Source organism: Marinitoga piezophila KA3 (genome assembly GCF_000255135.1).
GTDB lineage: Bacteria > Thermotogota > Thermotogae > Petrotogales > Petrotogaceae > Marinitoga > Marinitoga piezophila.
In genome coordinates, this window is record NC_016751.1 from 1,635,314 (window position 1) to 1,659,313 (window position 24,000).

Sequence of the window (24,000 nt, forward strand, 5' to 3'; positions counted from 1 at the left end):
GAATAATAGTGCCTGTAAATTTAAAGCAATTAATTAATTTGGTAGATAAAGAAGATTGGCCATTTACACAGGGACATAGATTATGTCCAGGATGTAACGCACCAATGGTAGCAAAATGGGCAACAATGACAGCAAAAGCTTTAGGATATGAACCAGTAGTAGGTGCAGCTACAGGATGTTTAGAAGTTTCATCAACAATATATCCATTTACATCATGGAATATTCCATACATCCATAACGCATTTGAAAATGTAGCAGCAACAATTTCTGGTGCAGAAGCTGCATATAGATCATTAAAAAACAGAGGAAGATTAAAGACAGATAAACCAATAAAGTTTATAGCATTTGGTGGAGACGGTGGAACATACGATATAGGTCTTCAATCATTATCAGGTGCAATTGAAAGAGGACATGATTTCTTATACATCCTTTATGATAATGAAGGTTATATGAACACAGGTAACCAGAGATCAGGATCAACACCTCCAGGTGCAGACGCAACAACAGAACCTGTTGGTAAAGTTAAAAACGGTAAAGTACAATTTAAGAAAAACATTGTTGAAATAATTGGTGCTCATGAAAACGTATATGCTGCAACAGCTTCAACTTCAGATCCATTTGATTTTATGGCAAAAGTTGAAAAAGGTTTAAAACACGAAGGTCCAGCATTTATTGCAGTATTGGCACCATGTGTAAGATTCTGGAGAATTCCTGAAAGTGATGGTCCAAAAATTACAAAATTAGCAGTAGAAACAAAATACTGGCCATTATACGAAATTGATAGAGGAGTATATAAAATTACAAGAAAACCAAGAAACTTCAAACCAATTGAAGAATATATCAGATCAATTGGAAGATTTAGAAAAGCATTACAACATCCTGAATATCAGGATATGATCGCAGAAATGCAAAAATATGTAGATACAAGATGGGAAAGATTATTAAAACTTGAAGAAGTTACAAAAGATATGTACTTAAGATAATAAAACTTAAAAACCGGGGCTTGCCCCCGGTTTTTAGGCTATAATAACAACACTAAAAATGCAGTAACAGAGGGGGTTATTAGATGAGAGATTGGTTTGTCAAATGGGAAAAGGTTATAGTTATAATAATCGTTGTATTATTTACAGCAGGTATAGTATGGTGGTCTGTTGCAGCATATATGGGGGCATCAAAACAGAATGCAGCAGCAAATGCTAAACCATCTAAAGATAATGCTGTAGCAGTGTTAACAAAAGATGGAACTGAACTTGATTATCCTTATTGGATTATGAATAATGAAGTAAGTGATGAAGTTTCACAGATGAGACAACAATATGCGGCATATGGTCAAAAAATTGATCCTGTATTTGATGAATTAGCATTAAATTACAATGCTGTAAAACAATTATTCGATATAAAGGTAATAGAATATTATGCTGATCAAAATGGATTAACACCATCAGATAAAGAACTTGAAAAAGCGTTTAACAAATATATAGATGATCAAATTGCAAAATTAAAAGAAAATGAGGATACATGGAAGAAATATTTAGATTATTATAAAAGTGAAGATAATCTTAGAAATTTAATTAAATCAAACTATAAAAATATGTATAGAATCCAGTTAATTATCGATAAAGTAAAAGATCATGTATCAGCAGTTTCAAAAGATGAAGGGTTAAAATATCTAAAAGATAATTTTGACGATTTAAAAAAGAAATACGAAGAAGTAAAAGCTCAACATATTCTTGTTAGTGATGAAGCTACAGCATTAAAGATTAAGAAAATGATAGAAGACAAAGAAATTACATTTGAAGATGCAGCAGCAAAATATTCAAAAGACACATCAAATGCAACAAGTGGCGGAGAATTAGGTTGGTTCAAACATGGAGCAATGGTAAAAGAATTTGAAGATGCATCATTTAACGCAACAGTAGGAGATTTAGTAGGACCTGTAAAAACAAATTATGGATATCATATTATAAGAGTACAGGATAAAAAAATCTTTAATAAACCAGAAGATATAATGGATAAATATCCAGAAATATATTCTGAAATAGAAAAAACACTTAAAAACGATAAATTTATAGAATGGTTGAAAAACTATAAAGAAAGCGAAAAATTGGCTTTATCATATCTCGAGGAAGATTTAAAATTATATGATGAATATACAAAACTTTCACAGGATAAAGATGAAAATAAAATAAAAGAATTTATTTCAGAGATGGAAAATTATGTATTTGATGATAAAGGTGAATTGGCAATAAACGTATCAGTTAATGAAATGGCTATATACGTTTATGCAACTGGATTATTAAAAGATATATACGAAACAAGGTTGGATAAATTTACAAAATACTTAACCTTAAAAGATTCAGTTGATCCGGAAATAATAAAACTCAGCCATGATGAAATTACAAAGAAAATAGAAGAATTAACAGCTAAAATGAAAAATGTATCAGGTGAAGAATATACAAAATTATTAAAAGAAAGATTTAAATATGAAGATGCAAAAGATTTTCTTGAATTAAAGGCAGAATTAAAAGATTATACTGATGAAGAAATAGCAAATGGAAAAGTAGAACTACAAAAAGAATTAGATAATTTAAAAGCAAAAAGGATAAAAGTATTAGATGAATTATTTGCAGAATATCCAAGCTCAACAAAAACAGTTGATTTCTATTATAAAGAAGAACCACAAAATCCAGAAGTTGCTTTAAAATATTCAGAAAATAAATTTAACATGTATAAACAATACTTACAGTATATAGATGCAAATTCAATGTTCCAGTATTTTGGTCAGCAGCTTAGAGAAATTAGTTTCAATTTAAATAGAGTTGCATTCTCTAAAGCATCGACAGATACAAGATTAGAAGCACTTGAAACATTATTAGATTTCACAGATACATTTAGTCCAGATCCATTCACAAAATTGGGATACCTGGAAGAAATCAAAAAACTTGATCCAAAATATCCTGGAATAGACAAAATGATTGAAGAAACAGAAAAAGAATATGAAGCAACGAAAAATGCAACATCAACTAATAAATAAGAAAATCAGAGAGCATCTAAAGCTCTCTGATTTTTTTATTATTTATAAACCTTTTTGCATATTTTAAAGCTTCATTTGCATTTTTGGCATAAAATACACCGAACTTTGAAGCAAGTTCTTTGTTCATAGAAGCCCCACCAGCAATTATAGGTATTTCAACACCATTTTCCAGTAATAAATCTTTAACCTCCTTTATTTTTCCAACTGTTGTTGTCATCATTGCAGAAAGTCCTAAAAGATCTGACTTTAATTCTTTTACCTTTTCTAAAATAATCTTTCCTGGAATATCCTTTCCTATATCTATTACTTCATATCCTGAGCTTTTTAATACTGTAGCTACTATCTTTTTACCAATATCATGAACATCACCTTCAACAGTAGCTACAAGAATTGTACCCTTTGATGAACTTTCTTCTTTTTTAAGCATATTATTTAGATATTCAAAAATAGGAGTTACCGTTTCAGCAGCTAAAATTAATTGTGGCAAATAAATTTCTCCTTTTGAATATAATTCACCGATATATTCCATTGTTTTGGCAAGAATGTTTTGACTCACCTGAAGAGGGGTATAATCTTTAAGCAACAAATTAATCTTTTCCTTTAATTCCCTGGATTTTTTCTTTAATATTAAGTCAGCTAATTCATCTCCTGTTGAGGTAGATGTATCTCTTGAAACTTCCATTCCATGCAATATCAATGAACCAAAAACAATATTCATGGTGCTGCTTTCTTTTGAGTTAAGTATTGCTCCACTAAGACCATTGTGTATTGCAAGGGATAAAAACGAAGCATTAATGCCTTCTCTGCTTGGAAGTCCAAAACTTAAGTTTGATAATCCTATAGATGTTTTAATACCTTTTTCTGAAAGTAATTTTATAGTTTCAAGAGTAACAAAAGGATCTTTTTTTGCTCCAACTGGCAATACCAATGGATCAACAAAGATTCTATCTTTTGAAATACCATTTTCTTCAAGGTATTTAATGCCTTTCATAGCAATTTCAAATCTTTCCTGAGCAGTTTCTGGTATTTTATTTTTCATTGTAAGCAAAATCAGCATTCCGCCGTATCTTTTTAACCATCTTATAGCTGTATCCAATTTTTCTTTCTCAACAGTTGAAGAATTTATTAAAGGTCTTCCAACATACTCCTTTAAAGCAACTTCCATAAATTCGGGTTGTTGTATGTCCAGAGATAAAGGAATTGAACCTATTTTATCAAGAATTATTATACTTTTTTCAAAATGTTTTTTATCAAGCAATTTTTCAATACCAAGATTTATATCTAATACATGTGACCCTTCTTTTTCCTGAGCTGTTGCAAGATTTACCATTCTATCAAAATTATATTCCCTTATAGCATTTTGGAAATTTTTCTTTCCTGAAGCATTTATCCTTTCGCCTATTATAAGAAATGGTTCTGTTTCTCTTAATATAGTTCTACTTGAGAGAAACTGTTTTTTTATAGTCTCTCTTTTTCTAACTCTTGTCTTGCCAATAAATTCTCTCATAAGTTTGATATGTTCTGGGCCTGTGCCACAACAACCGCCAATAATATTTGCACCAAGATGAACAAAATCTTCCATATATACAGAAAATTTTTCAGGTGTTGTATTGTAAATTACACTTCCGTCTGGCTGAAGTTTAGGTTTTCCAGCATTTGGTTCAACGCTTATGGGCTTTTTTGAGTATTTTGAAAGTGTTTGAAATACCTTAATCATTTCTTCAGGAGTTAAAGTACAATTCATTCCTATAACGTCTACATCAAGATCATTAAATAATGTGGCAAATATTTCAACACTTGTTCCTGTTACTGTTCGTCCATTTTCTTCAAATGTAAGATGTGCAATTATAGGAATATTATTATCCAGATCCCTTAATGCTAAAAATGCAGCTTTTAATTCTTTTAAATCAGACATTGTTTCTATTATAAAACCGTCAATACCTGCGTTTAAGAGAATTTCTCCCTGCTCCTTAAATACCTCATATGCTTCATCAAATGATAATTCGCCGAGGGGAGTTAATAATATTCCTGTTGAGGATATATCTCCAAGAATTTTTACGTTAGAATTTTTAGCAGCATCTTTCGCTATTTTTACAGCATGAAAATTAATATCTTTAATATTCTCTTTAACCTTTAATGATTGCATTTTTAATCTATTTGCACTAAAAGTATTTGTTAATAAAAAATCAACACCAGCATTTACATAAGCTTTTTGTAATGTGTATACTGCATCTGGATTTGTTATATTCAACAATTCAATAGGCATTCTACCTCTAATACCCATTTTGAAAAATTCTGTGCCATAAGCACCATCTAAAAAAAGAACTCTTTGATTTAACAATTCAGAAAATTCTTTTCTATTCATCTTATCACCAGCCTATTAAACAGGTTGTTGTTTTTCCTGGAATCATTATACCACTTTCACGAACCATAATTTTATCTGTTAAATTTAGCATTTCAACTATAATTTTATTTACTCTAATATCGATATCCCCATATCCAGGTGAAAAACGCATAGTACCTTTTCCATATTTAGTTCGTAATTTTTGGTCAAATGTATTATTTAATTTTTCAAGAGCTTCAGAAGCCCATGCGTCAAGTAACGTTCCTTCAAGAACTTTATTTCTTTCCATTAAGCTTTCAATTTCTTTATCAATTCTCTCACCTAATGTTGAAAGAAATATAGATAATTTTTTTGAACCAACGAACTTTGAAGGAATTATTTCTTTGGGAACTTTATTTATTTCATATATATTATGCCACAATTGTGGACTTGCAAGTTCAAGACCTTTAAGATATATTTCGGTAACAATTTTATTTAGATTTTCATCATCAATAATTTTTTTATATATACTTCCAGCACGCGCCAGATATATTTGTTTTGAAGGCATGTATTCGCTTTTTTGTGGAATATATTCTTCTATTTCAGAAAAATTCATCGTATCACCTCTACTAATAAATAATAAAATCAATGCTTGTATTAAAGTTTTTATTTATTATAGCATATATATTTTTAAAGATAAAATAACGTATTGTGAGTTATATAAAAACTATTTATTTATTTTGAGATGATATGATATAATATAATTTAATAGAAGTATAAGGTAATTACTACTCTTAGAAGAGGATTTGGAGGTTTTAATGAGAATATTTGAATACGAAAATATAAATGAAATGAGTTTTGAAACTGCAAAAACTGTTTTTAACTTTTATGATTATTACATAAGAAAACAGGGGTATTTTTCTCTGGTCTTAGCGGGGGGCAATACTCCAAAATTACTGTATCAAATTCTGGCATCTGAATATAATTTAAAAATAAACTGGAATGATGTATATATATTTTTTGGTGATGAAAGATATGTGGATAAAGAAAATGAATATAGCAATTATAAAATGGCTTTTGAAACGTTGATTTCAAAAATAGATATTCCCCCAAAAAATATTTTTAGAATAAGAACAGAAATCGAACCTATTGAAAAATGTGTAGAAGATTATGAAAACCAAATATTGAAATTTTTTGAGAAGAAAGATAAAGATGTTTCATTTGATTTAATTCTTTTGGGAATGGGGAATGATGGACATGTTGCCTCAATTTTTCCAGATATTGAAATTTCAAATAATAAGTATATTGATTATGTTATACCAAAAAATGCAAATCCATTAGTTCCAAGAATAACCTTTACATATAATACTATAAATAATAGTAAAAACGTTGTTTTTTTAATTTCTGGAAAAGAAAAAATAAAAGTATTAAATGAAGTTTTTAGAGGGAAAGAATATCCGGTGGGAAATATAAAACCACGTGAGAATTTGATATATTTTATATCTAAGTAATCTTTATTAGTGATTTGAAGGTGTATTATTAAATTTCTATCAAAATATCAATCTAACCTCAGTATATTGGCGAAAAAATGAAGAAAAATTCCTGCAATTAATAAAATAATGAGGCTTTAACAGCCTCATTATTTTAATCCAAAATATTCCAGAATACTGTCTGATATTATTTTAGCGAACAAATCTATATATACACCGGATTTAAAGCTTATTTCTACTGTTGGATTTGAAAGAAATTCAAGTTCAAATAATACTGCCGGGCATTTAGTATATGCCAGTACTGCAAATTCAGCTGCATGTATGGATCTAAAAGGAATGTTATTTTCTTTGATGCGTTTTTTTAATAATTCTGCAAATTTTTTGCTTTCTGGAATTGAATTTTTCTTTTCTATAACTCTTGATTCTATTATATCCTTATTTTTTTTCATGTCGAGGTTTTCTTTCCTTGCGATTTTTCTGGCGTATTTATCGTTTGAAAATGAGAAATAATAAATTTCTGAACCTCGAACACTTCGATTTTCAAGATATGAATTGAGATGTATACTTACAAATAAATCTGCCCCAACATCATTTGCAAATTTTGCACGATTATATAATTCTACAAATTTATCATAGCTTCTTGTGAGATAAACCCTTATATTTTTATTTTTTAATAATTCCTGTGTTTTTAATGCAACCTTTAAAGCGACATCTTTTTCTTTCGTTCCAAGATATCCAAGAGCACCAGGATCAAAGTCTCCATGTCCGGGATCTAAAACCACTATAGGTGCAGTGAATTTTTCTGTTAATTCTATATCAAGAATAATTCTTCCGTTTTCTGTGATTTTGGTATATTTTTTTGCTTCGGCACCAAGTATTATGGTTACCCATATTTCTTTTTTAGAATGTTGCATGGCTTTTATCTGTTTTAGGAATTTATTGTTATATGTTTTTGAAAAGGAAACTTCAGGAATCTCAGCACCATATATTTTTATTAAATATCCCGGTGCAGATGTGAGCGAATATACTTCATATTTTTCCGGTTTCATTGAAAATTCCATAATAACACGCAATCTTTCATTCATTAAAAAGCCGTCTATACTTTTTAATTTTGCAAGGTTGTAATTTAAATAATAACCCTTTGAATTAGTAAAATATTCAAGATTTGCAATTTGGGCTAATGTGCTTAATTCAACATAATAATTTTTATTTATATATTTAAAATTATTTTTGTCTAGTGTTAGTGATTCAGAAGAATTCAATATGGCAATTTGTGCATTTGGAAATACAACTGCTGACCATGTATCCTGAAATTTTATTATTAATAGATTTTCAGATGTAGAAATTACGTCGTATTCAAGATGTTTTAAATAAGAAACATTGAGGAAAATCTTTCCATTTTCCTCAATGTAATTAAGTCTATCTACTTTTTTCCATTGTAAAAACAAGTCTTTTGAAAATAATTGTATTGAAAATATAATTATTAGGAAAATTAAAAGAGGTAATTTTTTATTATAATTCATGCATTACTCGCCACCCATATAGTTTTTATCTATTTCAACATGTGCAAACTTCATTCCTGGTAAAAAGATCATAGGATTTACGCTCTTTTCATCAAGTGTTCTTACTTCAAAATGAACATGAGGACCTGTGGATATTCCTGTACTTCCAACTCTTCCAATTAATTCACCCTTTTTAACAATTATTCCAGGAACAACATCCGCTCTGGACATGTGTGCAAATATATAATAATGTTTTCCAGCCTTTATTTTTACATATATTCCATAACCTTTATCTTTTTTTACTTCTACAACCTTTCCGGTTATAGAAGAAAATATAGGTAATCCTTCGCTTAAAGCTATATCTATTCCACTATGAAATCTTTTTTCGTGGTAAATTGGATGTATTCTCCAACCGTAAGGTGAGGTTAATTCTCCCCATACAGGCCATGAAACAGTAACCTTTTTATTGTAGGATAATCCAAGATAATTGTAAGGTATTAATAATTTCTGACCTACATATATTTTTTCTGGATTTGTTATATGATTGTATTTTATTAAGAGATTTAAGTCTGTAAACATCGATTTGGCAATATATGAAAGATTATCACCAGATTTTACTGTATATATAAAAACAGGTTCTTCCGGGATTTTAATTTTTTGTCCTGGATATATATATTTCTTATAAGCGAGTTCGGGATTATAATCAACAATTAATGATAAGGGAATATTATGTTTATATGCAATTAGTTCTAGAGAATCGCCAGATTTTACTGTGTATGTGTATGTATTAACAGAAAATATAGTTGTAATTAATAATGTTAAAATAATTAAAAAAATCCGATTTTTCATTATTTTCCTCCCAACAACTCTACGATTTTATCTGCTATTTCATAATTTGGAAGAACAAAATCTGCATAATTTTCTTCGACAACAGCTTTAGGCATTCCATATACTACGCAGGTTTCTTTTGATTCAGCAATTATTTTTCCGCCATAATGTTTAATTTTAAATGCACCTTTTGCACCATCTTTACCCATTCCTGTTAATACTGCGGCAATTATATTTGATTTATAAATTTCTGCGGCAAGATCAAATGTAAAATCTGCAGCAGGTCTAACATTATTTATTTTATCTGATTGATCAAGGAATGTATATACCTTGCTTCCGGAAGCTTTTAAACCAAGATGGTAATTTCCAGGTGCAATATATACAGTATCTGGTTTTAATTCTTCATTGTCTTCAGCTTCTTTTACATGCAATTCGGAAATCTTATCCAATCTTTTTGCGAGAGAATTGGTAAATCCTGGAGGCATGTGCTGAACAACAACCACCGGAACATTTATCCCTTTTGGTAAGTTAGGAATAATTGTATCTAATGATCTTGGGCCACCAGTAGAAGAAGCAATTAAAACAATCTTTTGTCCTCTTAACATTGTTGATATTCTTGGTTTTTTAGGTTTGATCCTTCTCATAGTCATTTTAGTCACATCAACCTTTGCAGCATTTCTTATTTTTTCCAATAATTCGTCAGCAACAGTCCTGAATGTCCATGAAACGCTTCCGGCAGGTTTTTGTATAAAATCTACAGCGCCATTTTCCAGTGCTTCAATTGTAATTTCAGAATCCTTTGAAGTTAAACTACTAACCATTATAATAGGTGTAGGTCTTTTTTTCATAATTATTTTTACAGCTTCAAGACCGTTTAATTCCGGCATTTCGACATCCATTGTAATTACATCTGGTTTTAATTGAATAGCCTTTTCAACACCTTCAAGACCTGTTTTGGCTATTCCAACGACCTTCATATCCTTTTGTTTTTCAATAATGTCTTTTAAAACCATTCTCATGAATCCAGAATCGTCTACTATTAATATTTTAATTACTTTATCATCCATTGTTATCCCTCCCTTTTTTCAGGATGCTGCCGATAATTATAAATAAAATGAATAGTATACCTATAATTATACCATATTTGGGAGGCCAATTAAACATTTTGCCACCGAATATTACAGCTGCAACAACAATAGAAAAAGTAGCTGCGATTAATACCGCAGCTGCTCCTAAATCTTTTATAATACCAACAATTGCATTATATTCTGGATGCATTAAATCCATCATTTTTTCTACAAGTGTATTAATTGTTTCAAGGATAAGTACCATGAATATTGCCAGAGATATCCATAGTATCTGACTTTCATCAAGATTTAATATAATAGCCAATATAAAAGCCAATAATGCAAATGTAGTTTGTATTTTGAAATTTCTTTGGGTTGTAAAAACTTCAAATAATCCCTGGATAGCAAATTTTAAACTTTTTGAAAATTTTCTCATTAAAAACCTCTTCCTACTGAATGTCCGTTATTTTTTATTTCATATTTCTTTTCGACGAATTCATATCCAATCTTTAATGCTTTTTCATCTATTTCATAAAATCTCTCATTAACTCTCTTTTTCATTACTTCTACTAATGTATCAAGGCTAACAATGCCACAATTTTTAGCAATTGCCCCTAAACCTATCATATTAGCAACATTTGAATTGCCTAATTTTTCATAAGCTAATTTTGAAGCAGGAATTGGGATAATCTTTTTTGTTACCCTTGCAACAGTTTGAGGTAATGCTTTTATATATGAGCTGTCGTAGAATATGATACCATTATTTTTAACTTTTGAAAGATGAGAGAATGCAATATCATGCATTAAGTATAATACATCAAATGTTTCAGCTTTAGGGTAATCTATGGTTTCTTCAGAAAAAAGAACGTCACAAAATGATAAACCTCCCCTAACCTGAGCACCATAGTGTTGAGATTGAACAACCCAATACCCTTCTTTAACCAATGATTCAGCAAGTATTAATCCCATTAAAATATTACCCTGACCGCCCATACCGCTAATTCTTATGCTTGAAGGTTCTCTTAATTTCATTTAGCAACACCACCTAATTTAGCAGAGATTTCTGCGTATAAGTCTAAATAGGTTTTTTTAGCATCATCTTTATGGAATTCTCCAATTACTATTTTTCCTTCCAATTCTTCTTTTGACATATCTTTTGCTTTGTTTATTGTAATAGCATTATTTTTAAAGTAGTCCATAAACTGTGTTGGTTTTGACATTCCATTATATCTTCCATAGTAAGTATGACAATTTGATACTATTTCAACAACAGACATACCTTTGTGTTTTATAGCATTTTCTATATATTTAACGCTTTGCATGTAATGATATACTGTACTTCTTGCAACATAGGTAGCACCAGAAGCAATAGCCATTTGAACAGGATCAAAAGAGCGCTCAACATTTCCATATGGTGCTGTTGAAGCAGTTGCTTCATGAGGAGTGGTTGGTGAATATTGACCACCTGTCATGCCGTATATTGTATTATTAAATAGTATTACTGTTAGATTCATATTTCTTCTACAGGCGTGTATAAAATGATTTCCACCAATAGCGAGCATATCACCATCTCCACCCATTACAACAACTTCGAGATCAGGCCTTGCAAGCTTTACACCTGTAGCAAATGGAATAGCTCTTCCGTGTAATGTGTGAAGAGTATTAAAATCTAAATATCCTGTAACTCTTGAAGAACAACCAATACCAGAAACAACAGCAACCTTATTTTTATCAAGGTTTAAATTAGCAGCTGCTTCAATAAAAGATTTCATAATTATACCATTTCCGCAGCCTGGACACCATACATTTGGAAGTCTATCTTTTCTGAGATACTGAAAATACTTTTGAGTAGGCATGCCGCACCTCCGATTTATTTTAATTGGAATAGCCTGTATTCAATATTTGAAAGTTTAAAAAATAATTTTGTTAATGAATCTGGATAATCTCCACCATATATTACACGCTTAATACCGGCGTTTATTATAAGCCTTGCGCAAACAGAACATGGTTGATGAGTTACATATATTGTTGCACCGTCAGTTGAAATTCCGAATTTTGCTGCCTGCATTAAAGCATTTTGTTCAGCGTGTAATCCATAACATATTTCCTGATGTTCACCGCTTTTTATATTTAATTCATCTCTGATACAGGTAATTTGATCACAGTGAGGAAAACCTGATGGTGGCTGGTTGTAGCCTGTTGCCAATACGCGTTTATCCTTTACTATTACAGCTCCAACCTTTCTATGGGTACACGATGATCTCTCACTAACAAGAAAAGCTATTTTCATAAAATAAATGTCCCAATCTTCAATATTTTTCTTTTCAGGAAAACTTATTTCCAATAATTTATTTTTTTTTATATATTCATCTACCCTATCCCTTAAACTCATAATATATTTTCCCTCACTTCCAGTATTTTTTCAAATACCATTTTAGATAAATCCAGGCCTTTTTCGTTTAATCTGACGTAATCATCAACAATAATCATATCAGATACCTCAGTACTCAAATTTTTGATGAATTTTAAAAATAAATCTCCGTATTTTTTTTCTAAATTTTTAACGCTTATTCCTTTTATAAGTCTTAATCCCATAAATAATTCTTCTGTTAATTCATTTAAAGGTTCATTTTGAACATAATAATCATATGGAATTTCATTGTTTGCTAATTTTTCCATATAGTCTTTCAATATCCATGTTTTTGTATATCTTATATTGCCAATATGACCACCGGCAGAAATTCCAAAACCATGATAATTTTCGTTATTCCAGTATTTTAGATTATGTTTACATTCAAAATTATTTTTTGCCCAATTGGAAATTTCATAACGTTGATAACCTACTTTTGAAAGTTCAGAAATAACAAAATCATAACCTTCTTCTATAAATGCATCATCAGGTAATGAAAGTTTTCCTTTGTTTAGTAAACTCCGAAGTGGAGTTTCATGATCGCTATCAAAAATATAATATGAGACATGATCAGGCTGCATTTTTTCTATATATTTAATATTTTCTTCTAAACTTTTCCAGTTATCTCCTGGTAATCCTAAGATAAAATCAAAATTTATATTTGAAAAATACCTTCTAGCAAGATAATACTTTTCCTGTATAACTTCGTTGTTGTATTTTCTATTCATTCTTTTTAAGATTTCATTATCAAAAGTTTGCACACCAATACTCAGTCTATTTATACCAAGTGAGAAATATGTATGTAATAATTCTTCAGTAAGAATTTCAGGATTGCTTTCAATAGTTATTTCGTCAGGTTGAAAATTGAAAGAATCTGATAATTTTTTAAATAATTTTTCTATATTTTTTATATCAACATAAGTAGGTGTTCCACCGCCTAAAAAAAGAGTTTCGATTTTCAGATTTTTGTCCTTATATAAATCTATTTCCTTAAAAAGCGATTCAAAATATCTATCCTGAATATTTAAATTTGTTGTCATGGGATAATCACAATATAAACATTTTGATTTGCAAAATGGAATATGTATATATAATCCAATTTTATTAGTATTCAATGAAGAAACACCATCCATTATTGGTTATTATTATGCTTAAAGGATTTTTAATATCGTTTTTGCTTAGATACAATAAGAACCCAGCATCTTCGGACATCTTCATCTGCATGCCAATATAATATTCGCTTTTATCTATTTTAAATGGTGATTGAAATGTGAAATAAGGATAATAATTATTTTCAGAATATAAAACTCCGTATCCCCAAAATCCAGAAAAATACTTGTTTTCTAATATTCCAACAGGTAAACTCAGCGAAATACCTAAAGAGGATTCACCTAGAATAAAAGGTATTTTCATGTATCTTTGTGCATATACTGAGTAATTTGACACAGAAAAATCTGTATTTTTATATTTGAAACTATTTGAATATGTGGTGAGCTTTAATATAGTAGCTGCTAATATGTTAGAAGAAGAAAGATTACGTGTTTCACTTCCGTTTTTAAATACTGAATTGTATGAATATGAGAAGCTTTTCATTGCCAGTTGATTGGAGTATTTTTTTATAGAATAAAAAATTTCTGGAGAATTGTTTTCTATATCGTATTTTATTCCAAAATCAAAAATTCTTTCGCCGATTTTTAATTTTATTTTTTTAAAGAATATTTTTTGATATGTATAAAATTCTTTGGAGCCAGTATAATATGTTCCAAGTGTTGGAAAGTGTAAATCGTAAGAGAATGGATATTTTCCTGATATTCCAAGATTTTGATTTTTAGTACTCCAAAACGGTATTTTTAATTCGAGATAATTATTGGTTATTTCATAATTAATGGAAAATGAAGTGATAAATAACAATAGTAAAAGAGAGATTAAAATATTTTTTTTCATGAGGCACCTCCTGATATAATAAATTTTAAAATTCTCCACCAAGAAGAATTATATCACAATTTTAATTTTCATATTAGCAAATTTGAAAAACTTTTCTGATATAATATAGAAAATTTTCATTGTTGTAATAGACGGAGGTGAAGTTATGTATAATCCTGAATTGATAAGAAATATCAGTATTATAGCGCATATAGATCATGGTAAAACAACATTGGTTGATAGAATACTTGAAATAACAAAAAGCATTGATAATCGTAAAATGCATGACCAATATCTTGATATGATGGATATTGAACAGGAAAGAGGTATTACAATAAAAGCACAACCTGTTAAAATTATGTATCCAGCTAAAGATGGAAATACCTATGAAATAAATATTATAGATACACCGGGGCATGTTGATTTTACATATGAGGTTTCAAGAAGTCTTGCAGCATGTGAAGGAGCAGTGTTGCTCGTTGATGCATCTCAGGGGGTAGAAGCACAAACAGTTGCAAATACATATCTTGCAATAGAAAATGATCTTGAAATTATTCCTGCGGTCAATAAAATCGATTTGCCAAATGCCAATGTTGAAGAGACATTGGCTGAAATAGAAGATTTAATAGGTATTTCAGCAGATGACGCGTTAAAGGTGTCCGGAAAAACAGGTGAAGGTGTTGAAGAGCTACTTGAAGAGATTATAAAGAGAATTCCAGCTCCTACCTCCAAAGGAACAAGTGAAGATAAGTTAAAGGCTTTGATATTTGATGCAAAGTATGATAAATATAGAGGAGTAATCATATATACGAGAATATATGGAGGAACAGTTAAAACTGGCGATAAAATAATGACTATGTCAAATAAAGAAACATATGAAGTTGTTGAAGTTGGAATATTCCATCCCGAAATGCAAAAAACAGATTCATTATCTGCTGGTGAAGTTGGATATATAATCGCAGGAATCAAAGAGGTTGAGCTTGCACGTGTAGGTGATACCATAACAAGTGCAACAGATCCAATAGATGAACCATTGCCAGGATATAAAGAAGTGAAACCTATGGTATATGCCGGTATATATCCTGGTGTTCCAGATTATTATGAAGAATTAAGAAAAGCGCTTGATAAACTAAAATTAAATGACGCTGCTTTAACCTTTAATCCTGAACATTCACCTGCGCTTGGATTTGGTTTTAGATGTGGTTTTCTTGGATTATTACATATGGATGTTGTAAGAGAAAGAATAGAAAGAGAATTTGAATTAGCCATTATATTAACAGCTCCAAATGTTGTTTATAAGGCTAAATTGAAAAATGGCGAAGAAATAGAAATTCATGATCCAACACAATTTCCTGATCAGGATTTATTGGAAGAAGTATATGAACCATATGTAAAACTTGATATTATTACACCAACAGAATATATGGGCGGTTTAATGGGTGTAGTTCAAAATGAAAAACGAGGAGAATTTGTTTCTGTATCAAATGCTGGTAAAGATAGGGTAGTTATGCATTTTGAAGTTCCACTTGGCGAAATAATCTTTGATTTCTTTGATAGAATGAAAGCGATTAGCCGCGGATATGCTTCAATGGATTATGAATTAATAGGATTTAGAAAATCTGATTTATTAAAGGTTACAATACTTGTTAATAGAGAGCCAGTTGAAGCGTTGTCGTTTATTGCACATAGAAGTAAATTATATGAAATGTCGAAGAAAATGGTAGAAAAATTAAAGGATCTCATCCCAAAACATCAGTTTGAAATTCCAATACAGGCAAAAGCAGATGGAAGAATTATTGCAAGATCCACAATTAAAGCATATAGGAAAGATGTTCTTGCAAAGTGTTATGGTGGAGATATAACAAGAAAGATGAAATTGCTTGAAAAACAAAAAGAAGGTAAGAAAAGAATGCGCCAAATTGGTAGGGTAACAATACCTCAAAATGCATTTCTTGCAATTTTGAAAATAAATGAGGAAGAAAAATAAATTTTCCCCCTTCAGGATAATGAAGGGGGATTTTTTAAACAAATATCAATAGCTTTTTCTAATAAAAGATCTTCTTCTGGTTCTCTGATATTTTCATATATTATACCAAAATCAGGATCTTCGATTTTTATGTTTGGTTCAAAACCTTTTCCTGAAATATTTTCGCCATTTAAAGATATATATTGTCCTACAGGTATTATTATTTTTCTATTTTCATCAAGAGAAAATGTATTTAAAATTTCAGATTTTCCATAAGTTCTTTCGCCAATAACAGTTGCAAGGTTATTATCCCTGAGATATAATCCAACCAATTCAGAAGCTGAAGCGCTAAATCTGTTTACAATTACAACTATTTTTTTATTATTTAATTCTTTTCTGTATTTGATATTTTGAATTCGACTGAGCATATAATAATTATTTTTAAGTTTTATATTATAAAATACATTTTGAGGAGATAAAAGCGAAAGGACTTTTTGAGCTTCATTTAAAGAACCACCATGATTATTTCTTAAGTCAATAATTATATTGTCGATTTTTCTTTCAATTGCAAGATTAATATAATCATTAAATCCTTCAAATAATCCTTCACCAAAATAGTTTATTTTTATTATCAAAAATTTTTTTTCTTTTTCTTTAATGACCTTTGTATCCATCATTTTATAAAAACCCGTCCTTTTTGAAAAGGAAATGTTAAATGTTTCTCGATTTTTGTTTAAAACAGTTATTGTAAAATTTTCCGTGTTTTCGAATGAGGGAATATCATCTCTTCTAACATCTTTGCCGTTAATTGCTATTATATAATCTCCTGAACGCAAACCTTCTTTATAAACCTTTGAACCGAAAAAGACCTCTGATACCTCTACTGCCTGTTTTTTAAAATTATATTTTCCTGTAAAACCCAGTTTATATGCATAATCTGATGCGAGATCAACATAATCTTTATTGGATTTTATAAAATCGCTATATTTTGTATGAAGTCCCTGTATAGCATTATATAACATATCGTCAATTTCTTCATCTGTTAATTCTGGATAGTAGTTGTTTTTTATGCAATTGTACATTTTTCCAAATATATTAGATTCATGTAGTTTAAGTTTATATTCTGTATTTAGCCATATAAGGTAGAATATTGCAGCAACGATTAAAAGATTTAAAATAAATTTTGTTTTTCCCATAGTATTCCTCCTTGTAAAAGATTATAGTAAATAAATAATAAGTGCCCAATAAATATGATCGGATCTTTTTATAATATAATACATCAAAAGAAAAAATACAAAGGAATATATATATCCTGTGAATAAAACATTATTAAATGAAAAATAAAATGAACTGTTTGTAAGTTTCAATCCATTTACAAATAATGATGCAAAGAAAGCTATTAAGAATGGTGATATAATACTGTCTGGATATGCATGTTCCATATCATCACGTAATTTTATACATAGAAAATAAATTAGGATAATTGCAAAAATAATAGAGGATTTGTTATAAAAAACATATATGTTATATTTAATATTATGTAAAACATGAATTAGCGTTAATGCCAATATCAGCAAAAGCAATTTCGTATCCTTAAAATTTTCTAGTACGCTGTTGATATCTATTCTAAGAAAATATAAATCATCTTCTTTAGTAAATGAGATTATGCTTTTAAAGAGTATATATATTGTAATAAAATTCAAAATGCCATTTCCATAAGGAAGACGCATATATAATGCAATATTTGAATACAAAACCATAAGAAAAATAGCAAAGAAGTAAAAAATATCTTTTTTTTCATTTGAATCATAAAATTCCACATTTTCCCTCCTTTTTTGTTAATAAATTATATTTTTAACAAACTTGTACAATATTATATCAAAAAAAAATATCTTTTTCAATAAAAAAATCCTGAGAGTTGTTAATTCTCTCAGGATTTTTTATAATAATCAATAGTTAAGAAATTTTAGTTTTGGAATTGTGACAATAACTTTCTTGCATTGTCTTCATCTTTTATCATTTGACTGATTAATTCTTTTTCAGATGAAAATTTCATTTCTTCTCTCATGAATTTTAAAACTTCAACTTCAATGACTTTATTATATAAATCACCAAAATAATCAAGGAAATATATTTCAACCTTTGGTTCTTTTATATCCAGATTAAAGGTTGGTCTCATTCCAACGCTCATAAGACCGAAATACTTGTATGGTGAATTTTTTACCCCGCCATATACAAGATATACTCCAAATTTAGGGTAAATAATTTTTTCTTTATATCTAATATCAATGTTTGCTGTTGGAAATCCCAGTTTAAATCCAACATGCCTATCTTCATATACGGGGCCTTCCAATGTCCAGTTTCTTCCGAGTAACTTATTTGCTTCTTCAATTCTTCCATTTTGTATAGACCTTCTTATAAATGTTGAACTAATACGTGTTTCTGAAGTTTTTATATCGTTTATTATTTCCACTATAAAATCTTTCTTATGTCTTTCTGCGAGAAGGAAATTTATATCTCCTTTTTTACCTTTACCAAATGTAAAATCTTCTCCGCATACTATACATTTCATTCCATTATTTAAAAGAAAATCCAGGTATTCTCCATGAGTAATGTTGATGACATCTGGAAGTTCAAATACTTCTGTTTCAAAACCCATAGATTGCAAAATTTCTTCTCTTTTATATGATGGGTAAATTAATCCAACAAAATCATTGGAAAAATGATGTAAAGCCGGATATTTCATTATATATGCTTTGGGTTTTAATTGATGTTTTTCCGCATAATCCAGAGTTTTTTTTAAAATTACCTGATGACCTTTATGTACGCCGTCGAAAGTACCAATTGTTACCGCATAATTCATAGTTCCACCTCATATTGATAATTTAACATCTTTAATCAAAGAAAATTTGAGCAAGTTTATAATATTCAAAAGGGACAAGTTTTTTGGTTGCTACACCATATTCCAATGGGATGGAGATAATTTCATTTCCCTTTAATGCAACCATTCTTCCAAAATCTCTTTTTTTGACTAAATTCATAGCTTCTACGCCATATCTTGTTCCAAGTATTCTGTCAAATGCAGTTGGGGTTCCGCCTCTTAATAGATGACCGAGAACTACAGAACGTGTTTCATAACCTGTTTTTTGTTCTATTATTTCTGCAAGATAATGAGCTACACCACCCAATCTAATATGTCCAAAGGCATCTATTGTTGATTTATCTGCAACCACTTCTTCTAATTCTGTTGGTTTAAATCCTTCTGCTACAGCTATTATCATATATCTATTTTTTTTCATTCTTCTATTGACATATGTTACAATTTCATTTATAGTCATTGGAAATTCTGGAATCAAAATTAAATGAGCTCCTGCCGCAAGTCCAGCTTCAATGGTTATCCAGCCAGCTTCTCTTCCCATAAGTTCAACAATCATTACACGTTGATGTGATTTCGCAGTAGAATGCAATCTATCAATGGCATCTGCGCCAACGTTTACAGCGGTATGAAAACCAAAAGTATAATCTGTATTTGAAACATCATTATCTATAGTTTTAGGAACACCAACTACAGGATATCCTAAACTTGAAAGTTTAGCAGCAACTGATAAGGTATCATCACCGCCAATGGCTATTAAAGCGTCAAACCCAAGTTCTTTAAAATTTTTTTCTAAAAGCATTCTATCTTCTTCTCTTTTAAATGGGTTTACTCTTGCAGTTCCGAGAATAGTTCCGCCTAAAATATGAATACCTTCTACATCTTCATTATCAAGTTTCATAACATCTTTTGATAACATACCTTTCCATCCGTTTAAAACTCCATAAATTTCATAACCTTCGCCTGAAGATCTAACAATACCTCTAATAACAGCATTTAAACCGGGACAATCTCCACCACCAGTTAAAATTCCTATTCGCATAATTCTCCCTCCCTGAAATATTAAAATGAAAGAAAATATTTATAATTCATATTTAATATTCAAATCGTCTTAACAGTATTATATCATATGCAGGAGATATTGTATAGTTAGAATGGCTAATTATAATTAATAAAATTTATTTTTGATATTATTGTAATTTTATTAAAATTATAGTATAATATGTATGAATAAGTTAAAGGAGGAATACTATGAATGTAAAAGTAATTAATTCTATTCTCGATGCTTTCTCAAAAACATTTAAGATGGCAACAAATGATATGGATATTGCTATCCAGAAACCTGTTGTTGATAAAGGAGAGGGAAGATCCTATGAAGTTGTTGTTACCATAGGTTTTATAGGGGATTTACACGGGAATATTCATATAGGTCTTTCTGAAGAATCAGCAAGAGCGGTTGTTTCTAAGATGATGATGGGAATGCCTGTTGAAAAACTTGATGAAATGAGTTTAAGTGCTTTAGGAGAACTTGGAAATATGATATCCGGAGCGATAGCAGTGAATCTTGAACAGCTTGGTTATAAGATAAATATTACTCCTCCTTCGATTATGCATGGAAATAACATTATCTTTATTAAAGATGGTGTTTCTTTGAGATTCCCGTTAACAATAGAAGGAAAGTATTCTGAAGAGTTTTTTGTAGTATTAAAAAGCGCGATATGAGAAGGCGAGATAAATTTGGAGTAGATATTAAAATATTTGCGCAACTTAATCTGGTATATTTTTTTGCTTTAACTGTATTGGCAAATATATTTGTTGGCTACATAATAGGATATATATTATCTTCCATAACACATGCAGAGGTGTGGAAGATAATCTTTTTGTTTTTAGGTATTATTTCTGGTTTATATCAAGGGATAATGGAATTAATGAAGGAGGCAGAAAAACAGGATAATGAATTTAAACAACAAAGAAATAGACAAACAACTACTGGAAAAAATGAAGGAAATAGCGATTAAAATAGGAATCCTTTCTCTGGGAGAAGTCGTAATTTTGTTTGTTTTTTTTGGTTTGAAATCATTATGGATTTTTTGGGGGAGCTTTGGAGCCGTAATTGGAATTTTAATGATAGTTGAAGATATTAAAAAAATAGTAACCAACGGCAAACAGAAATTTCCAAAAGGGTATATTATACGATATATTTTTTTTGGTATAATATTACTTGTTGGAGCACTTTTTTCTGAGGTAGGATTGTTTTTAACATTTTTAGGATTATTAAATATGAAAATAGCTGCACTACTTTCACCAAAATAACGGGGAGGAATATATTATGTCTGAAAGTCAGAAAAAAACACTTCTTGTTTTATTCCTGATCTATTTAGGATTAGGGCTTGTAAATTTCATCTTTTTTCCTTCAGCTAATTTGGAAGGTGTAGGATTAAGATGGACTTATACGTTTGGAGATACACCCTCTTTTTGGAATACTATTAATCCAATGACATTAATTATGTCCGGACTTATTATTTTATTATTGATAGTTTTTGCTGCGGGTGTAAAATTTGAATTAATTCCAAACAAGAAACAATCGATAGTGGAGGCTTTGCTGGAATACTTTTGGGAATTAGTGGAAGACGCTGTTCCAAATCAAAGATATAGAAAAGCAATATTTGCTATTTCAACAACACTATTTTTATTTATTCTTGTTGCTAATTTACTTTCAGGTTTTCCGGGTATAAATGTAGCTCCTACGGAAGAAGGTATAAAATTTGGAATTTTGACAGACACATGGTATACTCCAACATCAGATTTAAATACAAATGGAACATTTGCTGTAATGGTTTTGGTAATAAGTCATATCTTTGCAATTAAAGCTAAAGGTATTGGTAGCTGGATAAAGATGTTTTTTGAACCAACACCTTTGTTATTTCCTTTGAATCTTATTGGAGAAATAGCAAAACCAGTTTCGCATTCATTAAGGTTGTTTGGTAATATATTTGGTGGAGGTATTCTTGTATTAATCATCAGTTATATGATTAAATATTTTGTATTACCTGTATTTTTATGGGGATTTTTTGGAATATTTGTTGGATTTATACAGGCTTTTGTGTTTTCGTTGCTTGCAATAGCATATATGGGATCATTGCTTGAAGAATAATTTTTGTATCAACAATAAATCTTTTTAAGGAGGTAGATTTAAATGGCTGTTGAACAGGTAGCACAGGAAATTGTAAAATCAGGAAGTGAAGCTGCATTAGGTACAGGTTTATACTACATGGGTAAATTTATTGGTGCAGGTTTAGCTATGGGTATTGGTGCTGTAGGTCCAGGTGTTGGAGAAGGTAATGTTGGTGCTCATGCTATGGATGCTATGGCAAGACAACCTGAAATGGCTGGTACATTAACAACAAGAATGTTGCTTGCTATGGCTGTTACAGAATCAACAGGTTTATATTCATTGGTTATCGCATTATTGATGTTAATCGTTTTACCATAATATATATTCGGGGTAGTAATCCCCATAAAAGGGGGTGCAAGTAAATGTTAGATATAAATTTTACGTCATTGGTTAATTTAGCAGGATTTTTTGTTTTATTATATTTTCTCTGGGTATCATTATACAAACCATTTTTTGATATTGCAGAGAAAAGAAGGCAAATAGTTGAAAGTGAGTTAAATCAATCTGAAAAACTCAGAAAAGAAGCTGAAGAGAAATTAGCTCAGGCAAATAAAGAGCTTGAAGAGATAAGAGCAAAGAAAGAAGATATTATAAAAGATGCAGAAAATCTTGCAAAAGATATAATTGCCAAAGCTAAAGAAGATGCAATGAATGAGAAAAGCAGAATAATTTCTGCAGCAGAAAAAGAAGCAGCTGAAATTAAAGAAGAAGCATATAAAGATATACAAAATAAAGTTGTTTCATTATCAATTGCAATTGCATCAATGATTTTAAAGAAAAATATCGATGAAAAAGTGAACGAAGAAATAATTAAAAGAGCATTTGAAGCTTTGGATAAGGGTGAAAAGTTATGAAAGCTTCAATTTCAGTTGCAACAAGATATGTAGATGCTTTTTTTGAATATTTATCAAAAAATAATAAATTGGATAAGTTAGAAGAATATGTTAATGCTATAAAGAAAATAGTTGAAAAAATTGAAAATGATCATATGTTTGCTGATATGATAGGTAATCCTTTGCTTCCAAAGGATTATATTGCTATGGAGATAGCAAAAACGGCAGAGATAGATGATGTTGATTTTAATAAGTTTATTAGAGCTATTGTTTATAAGAAGAGGCAATTAATGTTGCCAATGATTTTTACTTTATTAGAACAAAAAAACAATGAACTAAAAAAAGTAGTAAAGGTAAAGGTTATAACACCTTATGCCTTAAATAAAGAAAATATAGAAGAATTAAGAGGATTAATACATAAAAAAACCGGTAGAACAGCAGAGTTAGATTCTGAAATAGACGAATCATTAATAGGTGGTATGCAATTACAACTTGAAGACAAAGTATTTGACTATTCAGTAAAAGGAATACTGGAAAAAATCGGACGCGAGTACGCTTCCAAGCGGGGGTGATT

The 24,000-nt window shown here is 29.8% G+C and carries 26 protein-coding genes; 11 read left to right on the forward strand and 15 right to left on the reverse strand.

The features are described from left to right. Nucleotides 1-8: 8 nt before the first annotated feature. Together MARPI_RS07705 and MARPI_RS10800 are read left to right on the forward strand one after the other, a co-directional pair. Nucleotides 9-983 (forward strand): thiamine pyrophosphate-dependent enzyme, encoded by a 975-nt coding sequence (locus tag MARPI_RS07705; protein ID WP_014297028.1) that lies wholly within the window; start codon nt 9-11, stop codon nt 981-983. Nucleotides 984-1,066: 83 nt separating this feature from the next. Continuing rightward, nucleotides 1,067-3,034 carry a peptidylprolyl isomerase gene (locus MARPI_RS10800; protein WP_014297029.1) on the forward strand — a complete coding sequence of 656 codons (1,968 nt, stop codon included), beginning with the start codon at nt 1,067-1,069 and terminating at the stop codon, nt 3,032-3,034. Nucleotides 3,035-3,050: 16 nt separating this feature from the next. Here MARPI_RS10800 and MARPI_RS07715 read toward each other — a convergent pair whose 3' ends face one another. Both MARPI_RS07715 and MARPI_RS07720 read right to left on the reverse strand, forming a co-directional pair. Continuing rightward, entirely contained in the window at nt 3,051-5,399 is a 2,349-nt protein-coding gene (locus MARPI_RS07715; protein WP_014297030.1) for a homocysteine S-methyltransferase family protein, read from the reverse strand. 4 nt (nt 5,400-5,403) lie between these two features. Next, a complete protein-coding gene (locus MARPI_RS07720; protein WP_014297031.1) occupies nt 5,404-5,973 on the reverse strand; it encodes a methionine synthase in 570 nt (189 codons plus the stop codon). A 202-nt stretch (nt 5,974-6,175) separates the two neighbouring features. Between MARPI_RS07720 and pgl the strand changes: the two genes are divergently transcribed. Then, nucleotides 6,176-6,868, forward strand: coding sequence for a 6-phosphogluconolactonase (gene pgl / locus MARPI_RS07725; RefSeq protein ID WP_014297032.1), 693 nt, complete (start codon nt 6,176-6,178; stop codon nt 6,866-6,868). A gap of 128 nt (nt 6,869-6,996) precedes the next feature. Here pgl and MARPI_RS07730 read toward each other — a convergent pair whose 3' ends face one another. Genes MARPI_RS07730 through MARPI_RS07770 form a run of 9 tightly spaced genes read right to left on the reverse strand, consistent with a single transcriptional unit; the run spans nt 6,997 to nt 14,598 of the window. Next, nucleotides 6,997-8,370 (reverse strand): N-acetylmuramoyl-L-alanine amidase family protein, encoded by a 1,374-nt coding sequence (locus tag MARPI_RS07730; protein WP_014297033.1) that lies wholly within the window; start codon nt 8,368-8,370, stop codon nt 6,997-6,999. Nucleotides 8,371-8,373: 3 nt separating this feature from the next. Further along, nucleotides 8,374-9,198 carry a LysM peptidoglycan-binding domain-containing protein gene (locus tag MARPI_RS07735; protein WP_014297034.1) on the reverse strand — a complete coding sequence of 275 codons (825 nt, stop codon included), beginning with the start codon at nt 9,196-9,198 and terminating at the stop codon, nt 8,374-8,376. After that, complete coding sequence (locus MARPI_RS07740) at nt 9,198-10,244, reverse strand: protein-glutamate methylesterase/protein-glutamine glutaminase (RefSeq protein WP_014297035.1); 1,047 nt, start codon at nt 10,242-10,244, stop codon at nt 9,198-9,200. The genes MARPI_RS07735 and MARPI_RS07740 overlap by 1 nt, the downstream gene beginning before the upstream one ends. Continuing rightward, nucleotides 10,237-10,680 carry a diacylglycerol kinase family protein gene (locus MARPI_RS07745; protein ID WP_014297036.1) on the reverse strand — a complete coding sequence of 148 codons (444 nt, stop codon included), beginning with the start codon at nt 10,678-10,680 and terminating at the stop codon, nt 10,237-10,239. Before MARPI_RS07745 ends, MARPI_RS07740 begins: the two co-directional genes overlap by 8 nt. Next, complete coding sequence (locus tag MARPI_RS07750) at nt 10,680-11,276, reverse strand: 2-oxoacid:acceptor oxidoreductase family protein (RefSeq protein WP_014297037.1); 597 nt, start codon at nt 11,274-11,276, stop codon at nt 10,680-10,682. Before MARPI_RS07750 ends, MARPI_RS07745 begins: the two co-directional genes overlap by 1 nt. After that, nucleotides 11,273-12,100, reverse strand: a complete 828-nt coding sequence (locus MARPI_RS07755; RefSeq protein WP_014297038.1) for a 2-oxoacid:ferredoxin oxidoreductase subunit beta — start codon at nt 12,098-12,100, stop codon at nt 11,273-11,275. Before MARPI_RS07755 ends, MARPI_RS07750 begins: the two co-directional genes overlap by 4 nt. Before the next feature lie 14 nt (nt 12,101-12,114). Next, a complete protein-coding gene (locus MARPI_RS07760; RefSeq protein ID WP_014297039.1) occupies nt 12,115-12,636 on the reverse strand; it encodes a deoxycytidylate deaminase in 522 nt (173 codons plus the stop codon). Beyond that, the gene (hemW, locus tag MARPI_RS07765) at nt 12,633-13,769 is read right to left on the reverse strand and encodes a radical SAM family heme chaperone HemW (protein WP_171814213.1); all 1,137 of its coding nucleotides are present in this window, start codon (nt 13,767-13,769) and stop codon (nt 12,633-12,635) included. Before hemW ends, MARPI_RS07760 begins: the two co-directional genes overlap by 4 nt. Next, nucleotides 13,759-14,598 (reverse strand): hypothetical protein, encoded by an 840-nt coding sequence (locus tag MARPI_RS07770; protein WP_014297041.1) that lies wholly within the window; start codon nt 14,596-14,598, stop codon nt 13,759-13,761. The genes hemW and MARPI_RS07770 overlap by 11 nt, the downstream gene beginning before the upstream one ends. A 145-nt stretch (nt 14,599-14,743) precedes the next feature. Between MARPI_RS07770 and lepA the strand changes: the two genes are divergently transcribed. Beyond that, entirely contained in the window at nt 14,744-16,564 is a 1,821-nt protein-coding gene (lepA, locus tag MARPI_RS07775) for a translation elongation factor 4 (RefSeq protein WP_014297042.1), read from the forward strand. An 11-nt stretch (nt 16,565-16,575) separates the two neighbouring features. Here lepA and MARPI_RS07780 read toward each other — a convergent pair whose 3' ends face one another. From MARPI_RS07780 to MARPI_RS07795, 4 genes are all read right to left on the reverse strand, one after another. Then, nucleotides 16,576-17,739 (reverse strand): S41 family peptidase, encoded by a 1,164-nt coding sequence (locus MARPI_RS07780; protein ID WP_014297043.1) that lies wholly within the window; start codon nt 17,737-17,739, stop codon nt 16,576-16,578. A 21-nt stretch (nt 17,740-17,760) separates the two neighbouring features. Beyond that, nucleotides 17,761-18,363: a hypothetical protein gene (locus tag MARPI_RS07785; RefSeq protein ID WP_014297044.1), complete on the reverse strand. Its 603-nt coding sequence runs from the start codon at nt 18,361-18,363 to the stop codon at nt 17,761-17,763. A 146-nt stretch (nt 18,364-18,509) separates the two neighbouring features. Then, entirely contained in the window at nt 18,510-19,406 is an 897-nt protein-coding gene (ribF, locus tag MARPI_RS07790; RefSeq protein WP_014297045.1) for a riboflavin biosynthesis protein RibF, read from the reverse strand. Between the two features lie 31 nt (nt 19,407-19,437). After that, nucleotides 19,438-20,460 carry a 6-phosphofructokinase gene (locus MARPI_RS07795; RefSeq protein WP_014297046.1) on the reverse strand — a complete coding sequence of 341 codons (1,023 nt, stop codon included), beginning with the start codon at nt 20,458-20,460 and terminating at the stop codon, nt 19,438-19,440. A 209-nt stretch (nt 20,461-20,669) separates the two neighbouring features. On the opposite strand from MARPI_RS07795, the gene MARPI_RS07800 reads away from it, so the two are divergent. The 7 genes from MARPI_RS07800 to atpH are packed head-to-tail and all read left to right on the forward strand — an operon-like array spanning nt 20,670 to nt 23,998. Continuing rightward, nucleotides 20,670-21,140 carry a chemotaxis protein CheX gene (locus MARPI_RS07800; RefSeq protein WP_014297047.1) on the forward strand — a complete coding sequence of 157 codons (471 nt, stop codon included), beginning with the start codon at nt 20,670-20,672 and terminating at the stop codon, nt 21,138-21,140. Beyond that, nucleotides 21,137-21,436: an AtpZ/AtpI family protein gene (locus MARPI_RS07805; RefSeq protein WP_014297048.1), complete on the forward strand. Its 300-nt coding sequence runs from the start codon at nt 21,137-21,139 to the stop codon at nt 21,434-21,436. Before MARPI_RS07800 ends, MARPI_RS07805 begins: the two co-directional genes overlap by 4 nt. Further along, the gene (locus MARPI_RS07810) at nt 21,372-21,731 is read left to right on the forward strand and encodes a hypothetical protein (RefSeq protein WP_148265164.1); all 360 of its coding nucleotides are present in this window, start codon (nt 21,372-21,374) and stop codon (nt 21,729-21,731) included. Before MARPI_RS07805 ends, MARPI_RS07810 begins: the two co-directional genes overlap by 65 nt. 16 nt (nt 21,732-21,747) lie before the next feature. Next, nucleotides 21,748-22,572: a F0F1 ATP synthase subunit A gene (atpB, locus tag MARPI_RS07815; protein ID WP_014297050.1), complete on the forward strand. Its 825-nt coding sequence runs from the start codon at nt 21,748-21,750 to the stop codon at nt 22,570-22,572. Between the two features lie 42 nt (nt 22,573-22,614). Next, complete coding sequence (locus MARPI_RS07820) at nt 22,615-22,911, forward strand: F0F1 ATP synthase subunit C (RefSeq protein ID WP_014297051.1); 297 nt, start codon at nt 22,615-22,617, stop codon at nt 22,909-22,911. A 44-nt stretch (nt 22,912-22,955) separates the two neighbouring features. Next, a complete protein-coding gene (gene atpF / locus MARPI_RS07825) occupies nt 22,956-23,447 on the forward strand; it encodes a F0F1 ATP synthase subunit B (protein WP_014297052.1) in 492 nt (163 codons plus the stop codon). Then, a complete protein-coding gene (gene atpH, locus MARPI_RS07830; RefSeq protein WP_014297053.1) occupies nt 23,444-23,998 on the forward strand; it encodes an ATP synthase F1 subunit delta in 555 nt (184 codons plus the stop codon). Before atpF ends, atpH begins: the two co-directional genes overlap by 4 nt. Nucleotides 23,999-24,000: the final 2 nt, after the last annotated feature.